This window comes from Bacillus sp. LJBS06 (assembly GCF_016924995.1).
Lineage (GTDB): Bacteria > Bacillota > Bacilli > Bacillales > Bacillaceae > Bacillus > Bacillus stercoris.
The window spans coordinates 1,207,012-1,221,609 of sequence record NZ_CP070483.1 but is presented as its reverse complement, the minus strand read 5'-3'; the positions used below and the strand labels follow the sequence as shown (position 1 = coordinate 1,221,609).

20 protein-coding genes are annotated in these 14,598 nt (G+C 44.9%); 7 read left to right on the top strand and 13 right to left on the bottom strand.

Annotation, left to right across the window (positions count from 1 at the left end):
• Positions 1-16: 16 nt before the first annotated feature.
• The 6 genes from argC to JQX68_RS06110 all read right to left on the bottom strand — a co-directional run bounded on the left by argC (position 17) and on the right by JQX68_RS06110 (position 4,665).
• A complete protein-coding gene (argC, locus tag JQX68_RS06135; protein WP_147771747.1) occupies positions 17-1,054 on the bottom strand; it encodes an N-acetyl-gamma-glutamyl-phosphate reductase in 1,038 nt (345 codons plus the stop codon).
• A gap of 204 nt (positions 1,055-1,258) precedes the next feature.
• Positions 1,259-1,798 carry an MFS transporter gene (locus JQX68_RS06130; protein WP_014663507.1) on the bottom strand — a complete coding sequence of 180 codons (540 nt, stop codon included), beginning with the start codon at positions 1,796-1,798 and terminating at the stop codon, positions 1,259-1,261.
• Complete coding sequence (locus JQX68_RS06125; RefSeq protein ID WP_014663506.1) at positions 1,798-3,228, bottom strand: FAD-binding oxidoreductase; 1,431 nt, start codon at positions 3,226-3,228, stop codon at positions 1,798-1,800. The genes JQX68_RS06130 and JQX68_RS06125 overlap by 1 nt, the downstream gene beginning before the upstream one ends.
• A gap of 62 nt (positions 3,229-3,290) precedes the next feature.
• Positions 3,291-3,461 carry a YqaE/Pmp3 family membrane protein gene (locus JQX68_RS06120; RefSeq protein ID WP_003232996.1) on the bottom strand — a complete coding sequence of 57 codons (171 nt, stop codon included), beginning with the start codon at positions 3,459-3,461 and terminating at the stop codon, positions 3,291-3,293.
• Between the two features lie 64 nt (positions 3,462-3,525).
• The gene (locus JQX68_RS06115; RefSeq protein WP_014663505.1) at positions 3,526-3,834 is read right to left on the bottom strand and encodes a metal-sulfur cluster assembly factor; all 309 of its coding nucleotides are present in this window, start codon (positions 3,832-3,834) and stop codon (positions 3,526-3,528) included.
• A gap of 63 nt (positions 3,835-3,897) precedes the next feature.
• Positions 3,898-4,665 (bottom strand): prolyl oligopeptidase family serine peptidase, encoded by a 768-nt coding sequence (locus JQX68_RS06110; protein ID WP_147771746.1) that lies wholly within the window; start codon positions 4,663-4,665, stop codon positions 3,898-3,900.
• Positions 4,666-4,784: 119 nt separating this feature from the next.
• On the opposite strand from JQX68_RS06110, the gene yitU reads away from it, so the two are divergent.
• The 3 genes from yitU to JQX68_RS06095 all read left to right on the top strand — a co-directional run bounded on the left by yitU (position 4,785) and on the right by JQX68_RS06095 (position 6,051).
• The gene (yitU, locus tag JQX68_RS06105; RefSeq protein ID WP_147771745.1) at positions 4,785-5,597 is read left to right on the top strand and encodes a 5-amino-6-(5-phospho-D-ribitylamino)uracil phosphatase YitU; all 813 of its coding nucleotides are present in this window, start codon (positions 4,785-4,787) and stop codon (positions 5,595-5,597) included.
• Between the two features lie 103 nt (positions 5,598-5,700).
• A complete protein-coding gene (locus tag JQX68_RS06100; protein WP_003239346.1) occupies positions 5,701-5,853 on the top strand; it encodes a hypothetical protein in 153 nt (50 codons plus the stop codon).
• On the top strand, positions 5,854-6,051 hold the full coding sequence (locus tag JQX68_RS06095; RefSeq protein ID WP_003233010.1) for a DUF3813 domain-containing protein: 198 nt from the start codon (positions 5,854-5,856) through the stop codon (positions 6,049-6,051).
• Positions 6,052-6,081: 30 nt separating this feature from the next.
• Here the strand turns inward: JQX68_RS06095 and JQX68_RS06090 are convergent, their stop codons facing one another.
• A complete protein-coding gene (locus tag JQX68_RS06090) occupies positions 6,082-6,537 on the bottom strand; it encodes a BsuPI-related putative proteinase inhibitor (protein WP_345774687.1) in 456 nt (151 codons plus the stop codon).
• 18 nt (positions 6,538-6,555) lie between these two features.
• Positions 6,556-7,398, bottom strand: a complete 843-nt coding sequence (locus JQX68_RS06085; protein WP_003245017.1) for a YitT family protein — start codon at positions 7,396-7,398, stop codon at positions 6,556-6,558.
• Positions 7,399-7,536: 138 nt separating this feature from the next.
• On the opposite strand from JQX68_RS06085, the gene JQX68_RS06080 reads away from it, so the two are divergent.
• A complete protein-coding gene (locus JQX68_RS06080; RefSeq protein WP_147771744.1) occupies positions 7,537-8,388 on the top strand; it encodes a DegV family protein in 852 nt (283 codons plus the stop codon).
• A gap of 46 nt (positions 8,389-8,434) precedes the next feature.
• On the opposite strand, the gene nprB is transcribed toward JQX68_RS06080, so the two are convergent.
• The 4 genes from nprB to JQX68_RS06060 form a co-directional block, all read right to left on the bottom strand.
• The gene (gene nprB / locus JQX68_RS06075) at positions 8,435-10,051 is read right to left on the bottom strand and encodes a neutral protease NprB (protein WP_147771743.1); all 1,617 of its coding nucleotides are present in this window, start codon (positions 10,049-10,051) and stop codon (positions 8,435-8,437) included.
• Positions 10,052-10,187: 136 nt separating this feature from the next.
• Positions 10,188-10,481, bottom strand: a complete 294-nt coding sequence (locus JQX68_RS06070) for a DUF3784 domain-containing protein (protein WP_003233021.1) — start codon at positions 10,479-10,481, stop codon at positions 10,188-10,190.
• A gap of 18 nt (positions 10,482-10,499) precedes the next feature.
• Positions 10,500-11,087 (bottom strand): HAAS signaling domain-containing protein, encoded by a 588-nt coding sequence (locus JQX68_RS06065; protein WP_147771742.1) that lies wholly within the window; start codon positions 11,085-11,087, stop codon positions 10,500-10,502.
• On the bottom strand, positions 11,084-11,431 hold the full coding sequence (locus tag JQX68_RS06060; protein ID WP_003245674.1) for a PadR family transcriptional regulator: 348 nt from the start codon (positions 11,429-11,431) through the stop codon (positions 11,084-11,086). Before JQX68_RS06060 ends, JQX68_RS06065 begins: the two co-directional genes overlap by 4 nt.
• Before the next feature lie 177 nt (positions 11,432-11,608).
• Here JQX68_RS06060 and JQX68_RS06055 point away from each other — a divergent pair, with 177 nt between their 5' ends.
• From JQX68_RS06055 to JQX68_RS06045, 3 genes are read left to right on the top strand one after another with little or no spacing between them, the layout of a single operon-like run.
• Positions 11,609-12,145: an SdpA family antimicrobial peptide system protein gene (locus tag JQX68_RS06055; protein ID WP_014663498.1), complete on the top strand. Its 537-nt coding sequence runs from the start codon at positions 11,609-11,611 to the stop codon at positions 12,143-12,145.
• Positions 12,130-13,059, top strand: coding sequence for a sporulation-delaying protein SdpB family protein (locus JQX68_RS06050; protein ID WP_040083476.1), 930 nt, complete (start codon positions 12,130-12,132; stop codon positions 13,057-13,059). Before JQX68_RS06055 ends, JQX68_RS06050 begins: the two co-directional genes overlap by 16 nt.
• On the top strand, positions 13,056-13,640 hold the full coding sequence (locus JQX68_RS06045; RefSeq protein WP_003244950.1) for a sporulation delaying protein family toxin: 585 nt from the start codon (positions 13,056-13,058) through the stop codon (positions 13,638-13,640). The genes JQX68_RS06050 and JQX68_RS06045 overlap by 4 nt, the downstream gene beginning before the upstream one ends.
• A gap of 52 nt (positions 13,641-13,692) precedes the next feature.
• Here JQX68_RS06045 and JQX68_RS06040 read toward each other — a convergent pair whose 3' ends face one another.
• Positions 13,693-14,541, bottom strand: a complete 849-nt coding sequence (locus JQX68_RS06040; RefSeq protein WP_147771741.1) for a CvfB family protein — start codon at positions 14,539-14,541, stop codon at positions 13,693-13,695.
• Between the last annotated feature and the right edge of the window lie 57 nt (positions 14,542-14,598).

The window sequence follows — 14,598 nt, the reverse complement described above, 5'->3', positions numbered from 1 at the left end:
TCGATTCTCTCCCGTTCTATGGATAAATTGGCGTAATGGCGAGACCGGTCTCTTCATTCCAGCCATTCATTACATTAAAGTTTTGCACTGCCTGACCAGCGGCACCCTTCATTAAATTATCGATGACCGAGACGATCGTGACTCTGTTCGTTCTCTCGTCGAGGGTCACGGCGATATCACAGAAATTGCTGCCATACACTTCCTTCGTTTGCGGATAATGACCTTTTGGCCTCACTCTCACAAAATATGAATCTTGGTAAAATTCCGAATATAGGTTATGCAGGTCATCTGCCGATAAATCACAGGTTAATTGCGTATACATCGTCGCCATGATGCCCCTTGTCATCGGAACCAAGTGAGCCGAAAATGTAATGGGCCCGAGACCTGGCTGCCATTCATTCAGCGCCTGTTCAATTTCCGGCGTGTGCTGATGTTCATTGACTTTATAAATTTTAAAATTGTCGTTCAGCTCAGAAAAATGAGTGCCCATGGATGCTTTTCTTCCCGCTCCGGAAACCCCGGTCTTCGCGTCAACGATAACGAAAGATTCATCGAGCAGTTTCTTTTGAGCTAAAGGCGCGAGTCCAAGCAAAACAGCTGTTGGAAAACAACCCGGATTGGCAATGAGTTTCGCCTGTTGAATTTGCTTTTGATTCAGTTCTGCGAGACCGTATACCGCCTCTTGAATCACCGCCTTCGGTGCCGCTGTCCGTTTATACCATTTTTCATATTCAGCAGGCTCTTGTATCCTCAGATCACCTGACAGGTCAATAACCGGAATTCCCGCATCTGCCAGCTTCGGAGTCAATTCACTTGATACTCCGGGCGGCGCAGCAAGAAACATGATATCTATTTCGTGTTTGATCGTATTCATATCAATTGGCTTCAGCCTCTGATCCGCTAAGCCGATAAGATGAGGATAAACCTCGCTATAGACATTTCCTTCTCCACTGGATGAATAAAGTATGCATTCCTCTGCATGAGGATGATGCGAAAGAATCCTGACAAGTTCGGTGCCTCCATACCCTGTAGCACCTACAATTCCTATTTTCAAAACAAGTTCACCCTCTTGGTCTTTGTGAAATTATTTAACATTATAACATGAATAAAAATTAATTCAATCGTATATTTAATATTTTTATTCATTTATAAATTTTCTGTTCAATGGAAATTCCGCTCAAAAAAATCAACACATCCACACCAAAAAATGTTGATATGACGCCTCTTTTCAGGCGCATACAAAAACAGGCTGACCGCGTCAGCCTGTTTTCATCATCATCAATCCACTCAAAAAATATAGAATAGAGCTTGCATAAAAAATCATTTGCACTGTGAAAAAGTCAGCGAGAAAACCCCCGAGCATAATGGCTGCTGCTGAAAAGACAGCTGTCCAAAAATGGTAATTCCCGATCTTCTTTCCACGTTCTCCACTGTCTGTAAAATCAGCTATCAGCACTTTTTCTCCATGCTTTTGCATCGCTCCAAAGAGCCCTAACAGCACTTGGACGATATACACGTGAACGACGCTTCCGATATGCGGGACATATAAAAGCAGAACAGCCATCCCCCAAGAGTTCGCAAGCAGAAAATAACGGCTGTCAAACCTTTCAGACAGCCGTCCGAGGAGCGGATAAATGAGCGCGCCGCTAAGCCCGAACAATCCGTAGGAAAAACCGAACTGCGTGTAGCTTGAGCCGATATTTTTCACAAACAGTATATAAAACGGAAAGATTAAGCTGCTTGCGAAAAACACGCTGCTTTGTGATAATGTCAGCCATTTTAATTTGTTTTTCCCCATTATTTATACCTCTGATAAAAGTAATTCATAAAGCGTTCATCCGGGTCATAGGTTCGTTTTTTCTGAAAAAACGCTTCGCTTTTCGGATATGCCTGTCTCATTTGCGCCTTTGTCTGGTAGGTCATATAAGGCAGATAATAGCTGCCGCCGTGCTTGATAGCAACGTCTGTCATGCGCCTGATGATTCGGGCAGTATCTGCCTGGTCTTCTTTTGAAAAGCCCTCATTTATTAATAACACGAGCGAAAACATATCATCCTTCGCATAGGAAAGGTCGGCCTTTTCATTTTTCTGCACGTAGCGGATCGTAATGTTCAGCAGGTTGAGATCTTCGCCCGACAGCGTTTGTCTCAGATCGTCTATATAAGCCGTATACTCCTTCACAGGCACAAAGTATTCTTGCAGAACATCTGTGTTGTCATTGTTTTCATACTCAAGAAATTTTGATTCGGACCGCATGACATTATTGCGTGAGATCTCTGTGCCGTTTTGGCTTAGGAAATAGGATTGCTGCGTGCCCCACAGCCAATTCCTTCCCCATTCATACCGCCTTGACAAACCGAGTGCAAACTTTGTGGCTCCCGTATATTCATCTTCTTTGAGATCGCTGTATGAAGTCAGCTGATCCTGTTGATCAGCCAATACGTAATTCGTGACATACATGTCTTTCAGAAATCCTTTTTTCGCTGTTGATATTCGCGCCAGATGCATTCGGACTTCTGGATTTCCTTTTACGTGCTTTGTAAAATAATCTGCGTATGCGTTGTAATTCATTTTTTCAGTCTGCATGACATACAGCTCATCATCCGTCAGTTCAAGCGTTACATCAAGAATCACACCAAAAAGACCGTACCCTCCGATGACTGCCGTGAACAACTCGTCTTTTGGAGTGACGGTGATAATTGTCCCATCAGCTTTTAAAAGCCGAAATGATTTGACTGTATCAATCAGCGAGCCGTAGCGGATATCACGTCCATGGGCATTAGCGCTGAGAGAGCCGCCAATTGTAAAGATGTTTTGTGACTGCATGACTTTTACCGCGAGTCCGTATGGATTCACGTATTTCTGGATGTCATTCCACGTTGCACCGCTTTGCACTCTGATGGTTTTCTTCTCTTTATCGAGTGACAGGATTTTGTTGTAGCCTGTCATGTCGAGAACGATGCCGTCCTCATAATATGTATGGCCGCCCATGGAGTGCTGAGCACCGGCGATTGAAATTTTTATGTTTTTTCGGTTTGCCTCTTTGACTGTGTCAAGGAGTGTTTCCTCTTCCTGCCCTTTCACTGTCTGCTTTATTTTCACAGGCATCAGGCGGCTGACATCCGTCATCTCGCTTGTGTCTGTTTTTTGCTCTGAGTGCACAGAGTACGCAAACAGGGCCGCATACGCGCCAATACAAAGCGCGAATGCAAGCAATTTCTTTTTCATAGTGCTCTCCCTGCTGTTTTTTTACAACCATTATACCATGTCTGCGCCCTCATTTTTCCATATTATCTTCTTGCCCGTTTTTCGGCACGGCGGTCGGCGACGATAAAGCAGGCGTGAATCGCGCCCGGCAGCCAAAAGATACAGGTCAATATGAGATTAAGCAAGGCCTGAAACGGTTTTCCCGAAAACAAAACAGCAAGCGGCGGGCACAAAACAGCAAGCAGGTACATCATTTCCTTTCACTCCTTTCAGCTGTAAAAAAGGACAGCCTCACATATCAGGCTGTCCTTTTTTGTTTTATTGAATGCCAAGCGCAATTTTTGCGTATCTGGACATTTTATCTCTTGTCCAAGGCGGATTCCATACAATGTGAACCTCTGTCTCTTTCACTTCAGGAAGGTCCGCTAATGCTTTTTTCACTTCATCCACGATAATCGGCGCTAAAGGGCAGCCCATCGATGTCAGCGTCATCGTCACGTGCGTTAAGCCGTCCTCATCCATATCAACGTCATATACCAAGCCAAGATTCACGATATCAACGCCAAGCTCAGGATCGACAACCTGTTCCAGGGCGCCCATGATGTTTTCTTTTAATGCTTCTTCCACGTTCCCTCACTCCTTTTTTCTACAGTATAACGTAAATTAAGCCCTTGTTAATAACGTAGTGCTTTATAAATACGTTTCAAACCATTCAATCGTTTTTAACACTGCTGTCCGCGGGACTTTATGGTCGGCGTTTTCATCTCCGATAAATTGCAGGCGTTCCGGCTGCTCGCTGTAATGGGATTTAATCGTTTCATAAAATGTCCGGGTCGGCGCGTAAGGCACGACTTTATCTTTTTCACCGTGCCAAAATAAAAGCGGCCGCTGGCGCAGTTTCTCCGGCTGAAGGCTGAGATCTCGCGTTTTAAGACGTTCCATCAGCTCCTGTACCTTCTCTTCCGGCACGTCGATATCAATTCCCTGAGATTGAATATGATCAATCTGCCGCTGAAACAGCTCCACGTAATTCGGGCTTCCCATCAGGCTGACGCCGGCTTTTATCCAATCATATGCAGTCAAAGCGCCAAGCGTTGTGATGCCGCCCATTGACGTGCCTGCGAGTCCGATGCGGCCGCCGTCTACAAGGTCCTCGTTTTCAAAATGGTTTTTAAGCACGCCGATCTCTTCAATCTCGTTGAGGACGATGTCCCAAAAATGGCCAGCCAGCTCTTCAACAGCCATTTCTTCTCCCCGTTCACCATGGTGCAGAGCCTCCGGCAGAACGGCTCTGAAGCCCTTCTCCGCAAGCAGGTAAGCAATATGAAGGTTGTGTTCCTTCGCGCTTGTAAAACCATGGATAAAGAATACGAGAGGAACAGCGCGGTGCCTGTTCTCTTCCTTTACAATATGTAAAAAAGGAATACCGGAAACGGTTTGATTCTCAATTTGTATCACAATGTGCCCTCCTTAGGATAACCATAATCATAAGTGTAACATGTAGACAATAAAGATGGTAAAAAGCTACACTGTAAGTAAGGGAAAACAAGCAAAATCTAAGGTTAAAGGAGCTTTTCATGGAGACAAAACCCTATTTAATCGCATTAGATTTAGATGGAACGTTATTAAAGGATGATAAAACCATATCAGAAAACACTCTTCGGACGATACAGCACCTAAAAGATAGCGGGCATTATGTCTGCATCTCAACAGGGCGTCCGTACCGTTCAAGTTCTATGTACTACCAGCAGATGGAATTGACAACGCCGATTGTCAATTTTAATGGAGCATTTGTCCATCATCCGCTGGACGACAGCTGGGGACGGTATCATACGTCACTCCCGCTTGATGTTGTCAAACAGCTCGTGGATATCAGCGAGAGCTACAACGTACATAACGTGCTTGCTGAAGTCATTGATGACGTATACTTCCATTACCATGATGAGCACCTGATTGATGTCTTTAACATGAACACAACAAATGTAACGGTCGGAGACTTGCGGGAAAATCTCGGTGAAGATGTGACGTCCGTACTCATCCATGCAAAAGAAGAAGATGTGCCGGCAATACGCTCTTATTTATCGGATGTTCATGCCGAGGTGATCGACCATAGAAGATGGGCCGCTCCGTGGCATGTCATTGAAATTATCAAAAGCGGCATGAATAAAGCGGTCGGCCTGCAGAAAATCAGCGATTTTTACGGCGTGCCGAGAGAGCGGATCATCGCTTTCGGAGATGAGGATAACGATTTGGAAATGCTTGAATTTGCCGGCTGCGGCGTCGCAATGGGAAATGGAATTGACGCGGTCAAGCAGATTGCAAACCGAACAACGGCTGCAAATGAAGAGGACGGCGTGGCAAGGTTTTTGAAAGAACATTTCTCACTTTAAAGACGGTCCGTATTAATTTTTCCCACTCATAAACCTTACTTTACCCCACCATACTATTGAAGACGACTCATCTCGTCAAAGTATGGAAGGGGGCAGTCTCAAAATGGGTAAACGAAGCAAATCCAGAAGGTTTATTCAGCAGGGTAAAGACTCCATCGGGCTACACGCCGCAAGATTTCCATATCGGTCTACTTTAGAAGAAGCTCACCAGCATGCCGCGGCACGAGACTCGGCCGAAAGACAGGTTGAATATTAAATGAGAAACGAACTGTTTCAGCAGGCAAAATCATTTGTTCAACAGGCGGTCATGGTGACAAACGGCTTTGAGGAGGGCGATCAGGAGCAAGCGATTCTGAGAGCCAAAAATGCTGTATCTTCTGCGTATGCCAATTCGACAGATGCGGAACGTCGCCAGCTGCATCAATTCCAAAATCAGCTGGACAAACTGCAATAAAAAAAGGCTATGGCGATTCGCCATAGCCTCTTATTTGACTTCAAACTGCTGAACAGCCTGAACTTGCTTTAGATTTTCCGCCCTGCCCTTAAATGTCACCTTTACCTCATAGGTTCCGGGCTCAGGGACTTCCTTCCACACATCAGAGAAATCATATGTTTCTCCGGGTTCAAGTGTCAGGTTTTGAAAAGCCTGCGTAAACATTTTGTCTTTCGAATAACGGTATCTTTCTTTGTGCCCAGAATCATACACGACAAGTTCAAATTTTTGCCCTGTGCTGAATTGAAACTCGACAGCACGTTCGCTTTGGTTCTTCAGCGACATGTTAAACTTGATTTGTTCAGGCTCCTGAATTGCGTCAACAGATAAAACAACCTCTTGATTCTCCATTCCGCCTGATACCTCCTTATCGGGTTCTGTCTGCTCATCTTTCCCGCAGCCTATCAAAAACAGCACGGGGAGGAGCATCACAAGCAGCCGTTTCACGACTTCCACCTGCTTTCGTCAGTCTTTTCTAAAGAAACCAAAAATCCCTGTCGTTTGAACAATGTTCGTAAATGCTTTCGGATCAACTTCTTTGACGATTTTCTCTAAATCGTACAGTTCGTACCTCGTAATGACGATAATCATCATTTCCTTCTGTTCGTTCGTAAAAGCTCCTTTTGCCGGAACAGTTGTGATGCCGCGCACCATTTTTCCGTAAATGGCTTCCTTGATTTCGTCCGCTTTTTTCGTCACGATCATCGCCGTGAGTTTCATGTGGCGGGTGTGAATGGCGTCGATCACCCTCGTTGTCACATATAGTGTAACCAGGGTATATAATGCTTTCTCCCAACCTTGCAATAATCCTGCCGTCAAGATGATAATCCCGTTTAGAATGAAGAAATACGTGCCGACGGGTTTATCCTTCCACTTTGCAAGGACCATGGCGACGATATCAAGCCCGCCTGTCGAAGCCCCGTATTTTAATGTTAAGCCGATACCGACCGCTGAAATGACGCCGCCGAACACCGCGTTCAGCAAAATATCATGTGATAAGCTTGTTTCCGGCAGGATCCCCATAAACAGAGTAGTGAGTGCGACACTTAAAATGCTGTACACCGTAAACGATTTGCCGACCTTCAGCCATCCTAAAATACCGACCGGAATGTTTAAGAGGAACAAGAGCGTTCCCGTCGATATGTAAAAGGGGGCATATTGATCAACGACGCTTGATAAAAGCTGGGCGACACCTGTAAATCCGCTGGCATATACATCTGCCGGAATCAAAAATAAGTTCAGCCCGGCTGCATTGAGTAAAGCGCCGATGATGACGATGAGTAATTTTTTTGTTTGATCTAGTACCATGGCATGTTCCTCCGCTCTTTCTTCTTTATTATGTTTTCCCTTAAAACAAATATTTGAACACGATTTTGGCAAATTAATATGATATAGTTGGCTTAAACTCTCATGATAACGAGCGATAACGGAAAGAAGGGAAGCAATATGACAGTTCATCTCATCGCTGACAGCGCAGCTGATTTGCCGCGTTCTTATTTTGAAGAAAAAAGCATTGGCTTTATTCCGCTCAGGGTTTCACTCGGCGATAAAGAATTCGAAGATGCAGTCACAATTCATGCGGATCAAATATTTGAAGCGATGCAAAATGGAGAAACGCCCAAGACGTCCCAAGCCTCACCGCAAACGATTAAAAATGTATTTTCGCAATATGCCGAAACAGGTGATCCCGCTCTTTACATTGCCTTTTCCTCAGGTCTCTCAGGCACGTATCAGACAGCTGTAATGATCGCCAATGAAGTGAAGGAGGAATTCCCTGATTTCGATTTACGGGTCATTGATTCCAAATGCGCTTCATTAGGATACGGCCTGGCTGTCCGGCATGCTGCCGATCTCTGTATCAACGGGAATACAATACAAGAAATTGAAACGTCTGTAAAGAACTTTTGCAACCAGCTTGAACATATTTTTACCGTTGATGATTTAACATATCTCGCAAGGGGCGGCCGGATATCCAAAACATCCGCTTTTGTCGGCGGCCTGCTGAATATAAAACCGTTGCTTCAAATGGAGGACGGCAAGCTTGTGCCGCTGGAAAAAATCCGCGGACAGAAGAAACTTTTCAAACGGATCATCGAGCTTATGAAAGAGCGCGGGGATGATTGGAGCAATCAAACCATCGGGATCAGCTACGCCGCGAACAAAGAAAAAGCCACGGACATGAAACACTTGATTGAGGAAGCCTTCAAGCCGAAAGAAATCATTATGCATTCTATCGGTTCTGCAATCGGCTCGCACGCCGGTCCAGGTACATTGGCGATATTCTTTTTAAGAAAATGAGCAAACAAAAACAGTCAGACTCTGTGCCCTGACTGTTTTTGTTTGCTTATAAAATGCCGACAGCCTCATACGCTTTTTCGACTGAAGCTGATTGCTTCGATCCTTCACCGTATAAATCATTGGCGGCTTCAATCGCCGCTTGCTTCATCATGCTGAAATCGGTAGATGCCGTTACATAATATGTTAAAGCCCGATAGTAAATTTGTTCACATGCTTCACGCCCTATCCCTTCAACCTGCACATTGTGGTGCACGCCTCCTTCTGCCAGAAGGTAAGCTGCTTTATTGTGGATGGACGAATTGATATGGACTCCGCCATAATCCTCTGTTCCTGTGTAGCGGTTCGAGTAATGATCTGGATTTCCCTGCTTAGATGGGTCCTCTAACGACCGCAATGAATCTCCTGCAATATCCGGAGTATAGACATCCTCGCCGATTTCCCAATCATCACGGTCAGCCATTGCGCCCATAATATCGGAAATGGACTCATTTAATGCACCGGGTTCTCCTTGATATAATAGGCCGGCGGAATACTGTGTGACTGCGTGTGTAATTTCATGCGCGACAATGTCGAGCGATCCGGACAGCGGCTTAAATTTTGAACCGTCTCCATCACCGTACACCATCTGGACGCCGTTCCACGCTGCATTGTTCCATTGTTTGCCGACATGCACGGTAGACGTAATCCTTGCTCCGTTTTGATCAAAAGAATCACGGCCAAATGTCTTGCTGTAATAATCGTAAACGGCTTGCGCATTTGCATGCGCGTCTACAGCCGCAAGTTCATTAAATACGGAAGTGCCACTGACTATTTCTTTGCCCGAATATCCGATCAGTTGAGACAAAAGCGTAAACAAGGTTTCGTTCAGGTTCTCCGCGTCAAACGTATTGATCCCTTTTCCCCTTGTTTCGTCGGCCAAATAAAAGCGCCCATCCTGTACTGTGACGTCAAAGCTTTTTTCATCGCCTGACACGCCGATTCCTGTACCTGCCGCTTCATGAATGGCATTAAAGGACTCGATGACCTTTCCGCTATTGGCATCGATGACATAATGCCAATAGCCAGGCTCAGGTTCAGATGTCGAGAGTCTCACAAGATAGGCAAGAGCGAATTTCCCGTCGTGTGGATAGATATATAATTCGCCCTTTGGTTCCCCATCAAGATATTTGATTTTCCCAATGGCAGCCTCGAGCTCACGCTGCGCTGTACGTATTGCTTTTTTCTCAGAAATAGACGGTGTGACAGAGACGTCCTTGATTTGCGGGTGCACCTTTCCAAAGAAACTTGTCACTTGTTTGTTATCCTTCATCGCGACCGCTTGTTCAAAGCCGTAAATCGGAATTCCTTTGTAAACCTCCGTTAATTTAAAAAACGTTTGTTTTGTTTTTGGATCCTTTATGGTTTTTGAAATACGAAAATGGCTGTTCGCATTCCCTTTGAGCTTAAAATGCGATTGATGCTTATCAAGATAGGAAAATAACGATTCTTTCTGAGTTGTGTTTTGTACCGGCTTCTGTGATGGCTTTTCGATGATGTATGAAGGGGTTTGATACGTATGGTCGTATTTGATGCTTTGATCAGCTGAGGCATGTGTTACAAAAACCATTTGGGCTGCCGTGCATAAGCCGGCCAGTAATAGAGATGTCTTAGTCAGATTGCGCAAAACACCACATCCTTCCTATTTTGGAATCTATCATTTTTCTTCATCCTATCAAAAATACAAAAACTTGTATGTGGTGCTTCGTTCTTATTTTCCCAAAAAAAGAAGGGCAGAGATATTTCGCTCTGCCCTTCTTTATCTACTCTACTAATTTTTTATTGACATAAATTATAACCCCTGCGCCATATGCCAGTATAAGCGGTGGTATGAGCTGCTCCTGGCCTTGAAATGAGATAAAACTATTCAGCAAAATAAACAAACCGGAATTCAAGAAAAAGTAGCCTGCTATTCTGGCCAGCCGATCTTTATCCCGTATGCGCGCCTCGTTAAATCCGGCCAGCATCCAGGTTTGTTTTTTGATCCCGACAAAATAGGCAACCACAAAGAATAAGAGCGCGATGACGATTAATAGATAATTGATGCTGATTTCCATCTTACAGCCTCCTACACATTACTTGATGTTTAGAAAAAGAAAAAAAGCGGCGCAGCTTACTGCAATCAGCAGCAGGACGACAAACGCCTTGAGGAACGGGCTCAAAAGAAGCAGCACTGCTAAAAACAGCAGATAAGCCGCACCGACTCGCGAAATCGTGACAATCTCCTTTTGAGAGCGCATTTTGTTTTTTCTGACGCCGGCAAACATCATCAATTTTTTCCGCTTCCATACATATCCGGCGAGCACCGCTAAATAAACAGCCAGCGGCAGATGTCTGAAATCGGGCGGCAGCAGCGGCAGGTCGATAATCGCGACAATGAGAAGAACCGAAAGCCAGCTTTTGCCCAATAAAGACCTCCTCCTATTCAGCTCTTTCCCATCACCCATCATCACTTCGGCAAGCTCCTTCGGATGAGAAAATTCAGATTCAATAGCTTCCTGCAGTTCCTCTTCACTATGGCCGGCTTTGATTCTGTCTTGAACGAAAGCGGTGATATGCCCCTTTAATTCGTCGATAGCGTTTTCTCTCTCTACATCAGGCATATTCGCCAGCTCTGCATTTAGTTCCTCCATGTACCGGTCAATGATATGCTGGGCATTCATAGCAAATCCCCCGATAAAGACAGTAAGGCTTGATGGGTTTCCAGGTATTTTTCCAGCCGTTCTTTTAACATTTCTTCTCCTTTTTGCGTCATTTTGTAATACTTTCTTTTCGGGCCGTCCAGTGAATCTTCCCAAAAAAATTCGATCCATCCCTTCTCGGTCATTCGTTTCAGAATCGGATAAATCGCTCCCTCTGAAATAGCGAGCGCCGAGGTGGTTTTTAAGGATGACGTCAGCTCATAACCGTACATCGGTTTAGATCGCAGAAGGGAAAGGATGGCCAGCTCAAAAATCCCTTTTCGAAATTGAACTATCCAGCGGTCATTCACTTGATTCGTTTTCATGGTTTCAATATATCGAAAAAACCACTATATATCAATCATATATAGCAGTGTAAAATGTCCTGTTTTTTCTTTTGGCAAAAATGGAATTTCTCATACTTTTTAACCTTTTTATTACATAAATGTTTTTATATTATGAAAAGTGTAAAAACGATTCTTCAGGTTAAAAGGAGCAGTCGAATGCAGAAATCGATATCATTTTTTATCATTTTTTCAGTCCTTTGGGGTTCGATATTTCTGTTTTCTATTATTGGCAGCTTAGGGACAACCCCGATCCCGCTGACAAAGGACTCCAAATTTCTCATGTCCAGCATCCTTCCTCAGGGCTGGGGCTTTTTCAGCAAAAATCCGCGCGATACTTCGATCGGCTTATATAAGGCTGAAGATGCCAGCGCCAAGGTCAGATGGCCTAATATGAGGGCAGATAACCTATTCGGCCTGTATCGTTATGGGCGGTCACAAGGCGTTGAAATGGGCGTGATCTACAGCCAAGTCGGCAAGGAACAGTGGACCGCATGCAAAGAAAAGAACCTCGGCGCATGCAAAAGCAAAGCAAAAACCGTGCAATTAAAAACACCCGCTCCCCGCCCGCTGCTTTGCGGCAGCTACTATTTGACGAAAGAGGATATTGTACCTTGGAGCTATTCTAAATACACCCCTTCGTCTTATCAGGTAAAAAGCATAGTCAAGGTTGTGATCTCATGCTCGAAAACATAAAAAAGACCATCACCAGTTGGGACGATAGAAACCCGTGGACGAATGTATACGGCCTCGCGCGAAGCATCATTGCGCTATCCAGCCTGCTGACGCTGCTCATCAATCACCCGAGCCTCATCATGAAGCCAGCCAGCGGAATCAGCAGTTATCCTGCTTGTAAAATGAATCTCAGTCTCTTTTGCCTCGGCGAAAATAACTATATGATGTTAAATCTTCTCAGATGGGTCTGCATTGCCATTCTGGTGCTTGTTGTCATTGGCTGGCGCCCCAGAATCACCGGGGTTCTGCATTGGTATGTCAGTTACAGCCTGCAGTCATCGCTGATCGTCATCGACGGAGGCGAGCAGGCAGCAGCTGTCATGACCTTTTTATTGCTTCCCATCACGCTGACCGATCCGAGAAAATGGCATTGGAGCACAAGGCCTCTAGAGGGCAAAAGAACACTTGGAAAAATAACAGCTTTTATTTCTTATTTTGTGATCAGAATTCAAGTGGCGGTGCTTTATTTTCACTCTACCGTCGCTAAGCTGTCTCAGCAGGAATGGGTGGACGGAACAGCCGTCTATTATTTCGCCCAGGAAAAAACCATCGGCTTCAACGGCTTTTTTCAGGCGTTAACAAAGCCAATTGTAACAAGCCCGTTCGTGGTGATTCCGACATGGGGGACGCTGCTGGTTCAAATCGTCATCTTCGCGGCGCTGTTTGCGCCGAAGAAGCATTGGAGATTTATTTTGATCATCGCTGTTTTTATGCATGAGATTTTTGCAGTCATGCTGGGTCTGATCAGTTTCTCGCTTATCATGGCCGGCATTTTGATATTGTATCTCACACCTATCGATTCCACGATTCACTTTACATATATTCGCAGACTGTTGTGGAATAAAAAACAAAAGAAGGGAGAGGTTTCAGTTTGAAGAAGGCGTTTCTAGTATTTTTGTCGGTTGTATTGGTGACGACTGTGTTTTTGGTGAAGCAGCAAGAAAGTGTGGCCCAGGCAAAGCAGCTTGAGTATTCAGGTGAGGAAATTTTTAAAGGGTTTGTGTTTGCCCAAGGGGAAGTTGGCAAACAGCTTCCAGAGGTCTTTAATAAAGCGATGACAGACAAACTCAACACAAAACAGGCAAAGGCTTTTGCCAATCAGGTTGTCGCTGATATTAAAAAAGAGGATGCTGACTTTTTTGACAACCTGAAGAAAGCTGTTTACAGCAAAGATGCATTGAAAGTGGATGAACTGCTGAAAAAAGCAGGTCAAATCGTTGAAGAAAAAGTAGAAGCTGCAAAGGAAATCGCCGCTTCCAAGGATGATACATCCAGAGTTCAGGCCGAGCTTGTCAACACTGTTGATACCGCTAACTATTTCTATTATGTTTCTTATGTTGCTGCAGCCGGTGCCCTGATACTGATCATTCTCGCCATCGATATTACGCCGATTGCGATTTCAGACAATGTTGATCGCGAAATGGCAATCAGAACGCTTGTTGATGAATTAAACTAGACATAAAAAACGGCTCGCTCCGCAGTTCTGCTGCAGGCGAGCCGTTTTCATGCTATTTTTTCTCGTATGTCCATCCATTTTCCTGATACACTTTTCCGTTTTTCATTAAATGGCCAAGCGCGCGTTTAAAGGCGGCTTTGCTCATGTTAAAACGTTCTCTGATATCGTCAGGCTCGCTTTTGTCACTGTACGGCATGGCGCCGTTTCTCGTTCTCATGTACGTTAGAATGTACTCGGCATCAACAGACATTGCATCCTGTTTTCTTGGAAGCAGCGACAAGTTGACCGAACCGTCTTCTTTCACTTGAATCACCCGCCCTGTGACTCTTGAACCGAGTCTTGGCTCCTCTTTTCTTTCTGATGGGTGAATAAAACAGCGGATCCCGTCATCCGTAATCACGAATGAACCCGATGCGATCAGCCTGTACACCGTACCTGTCAGTTCTTTATTCATCAGATCTTCTGAAGCGTCGGTAAACAGTTCGCTGATGATATCTTCCGGCGCTGGTTTCGCAAACATGCGCCCCCGGTTCGTCACCTTCAGCATACAGTAAAGCTTGTCCCCTTTTTGCGGCCAGACATCTTCGTACGGCGGCAAATGCTCAGTTGCGACTAGCGCGTCCTTCGATAAGCCGACATCAACGAAAACGCCCATGTCTTCCACTTTATCCACCACTTCAACCCAGCCATATTCATCCGCGCTGATGACCGGAATTTTCATCGTGGCCGCAAGCCTTTCCTGCTGGTCGACGTATATAAAGACTTCTACTTCGTCTCTGTCCTCGATATCCTCAGTCATTTCACTGTTATGTAAGAGAATCGTATCTTCCCCATCGGTTAAAAAGTAACCGAAGTCGGTTTGGTGATCTATACTCAAGGTTAATTGCTGCCCTGGTCTCATGCTATCGTCCTTCCTGTTCCGCTTATTTTATACGGATTTTGTTAACATTTTTTCCAA

Bases quoted from the DNA above. Each gene is read 5' to 3' on its own strand.
- JQX68_RS06130 (WP_014663507.1), bottom strand. From the start codon at position 1,798: ATGGGGAAAAACAAATTAAAATGGCTGACATTATCACAAAGCAGCGTG.
- JQX68_RS06125 (WP_014663506.1), bottom strand. From the start codon at position 3,228: ATGAAAAAGAAATTGCTTGCATTCGCGCTTTGTATTGGCGCGTATGCG.
- JQX68_RS06120 (WP_003232996.1), bottom strand. From the start codon at position 3,461: ATGATGTACCTGCTTGCTGTTTTGTGCCCGCCGCTTGCTGTTTTGTTT.
- yitU (WP_147771745.1), top strand. From the start codon at position 4,785: ATGGAGACAAAACCCTATTTAATCGCATTAGATTTAGATGGAACGTTA.
- JQX68_RS06100 (WP_003239346.1), top strand. From the start codon at position 5,701: ATGGGTAAACGAAGCAAATCCAGAAGGTTTATTCAGCAGGGTAAAGAC.
- JQX68_RS06095 (WP_003233010.1), top strand. From the start codon at position 5,854: ATGAGAAACGAACTGTTTCAGCAGGCAAAATCATTTGTTCAACAGGCG.
- JQX68_RS06085 (WP_003245017.1), bottom strand. From the start codon at position 7,398: ATGGTACTAGATCAAACAAAAAAATTACTCATCGTCATCATCGGCGCT.
- JQX68_RS06080 (WP_147771744.1), top strand. From the start codon at position 7,537: ATGACAGTTCATCTCATCGCTGACAGCGCAGCTGATTTGCCGCGTTCT.
- JQX68_RS06070 (WP_003233021.1), bottom strand. From the start codon at position 10,481: ATGGAAATCAGCATCAATTATCTATTAATCGTCATCGCGCTCTTATTC.
- JQX68_RS06065 (WP_147771742.1), bottom strand. From the start codon at position 11,087: ATGAATGCCCAGCATATCATTGACCGGTACATGGAGGAACTAAATGCA.
- JQX68_RS06060 (WP_003245674.1), bottom strand. From the start codon at position 11,431: ATGAAAACGAATCAAGTGAATGACCGCTGGATAGTTCAATTTCGAAAA.
- JQX68_RS06055 (WP_014663498.1), top strand. From the start codon at position 11,609: ATGCAGAAATCGATATCATTTTTTATCATTTTTTCAGTCCTTTGGGGT.
- JQX68_RS06050 (WP_040083476.1), top strand. From the start codon at position 12,130: ATGCTCGAAAACATAAAAAAGACCATCACCAGTTGGGACGATAGAAAC.
- JQX68_RS06040 (WP_147771741.1), bottom strand. From the start codon at position 14,541: ATGAGACCAGGGCAGCAATTAACCTTGAGTATAGATCACCAAACCGAC.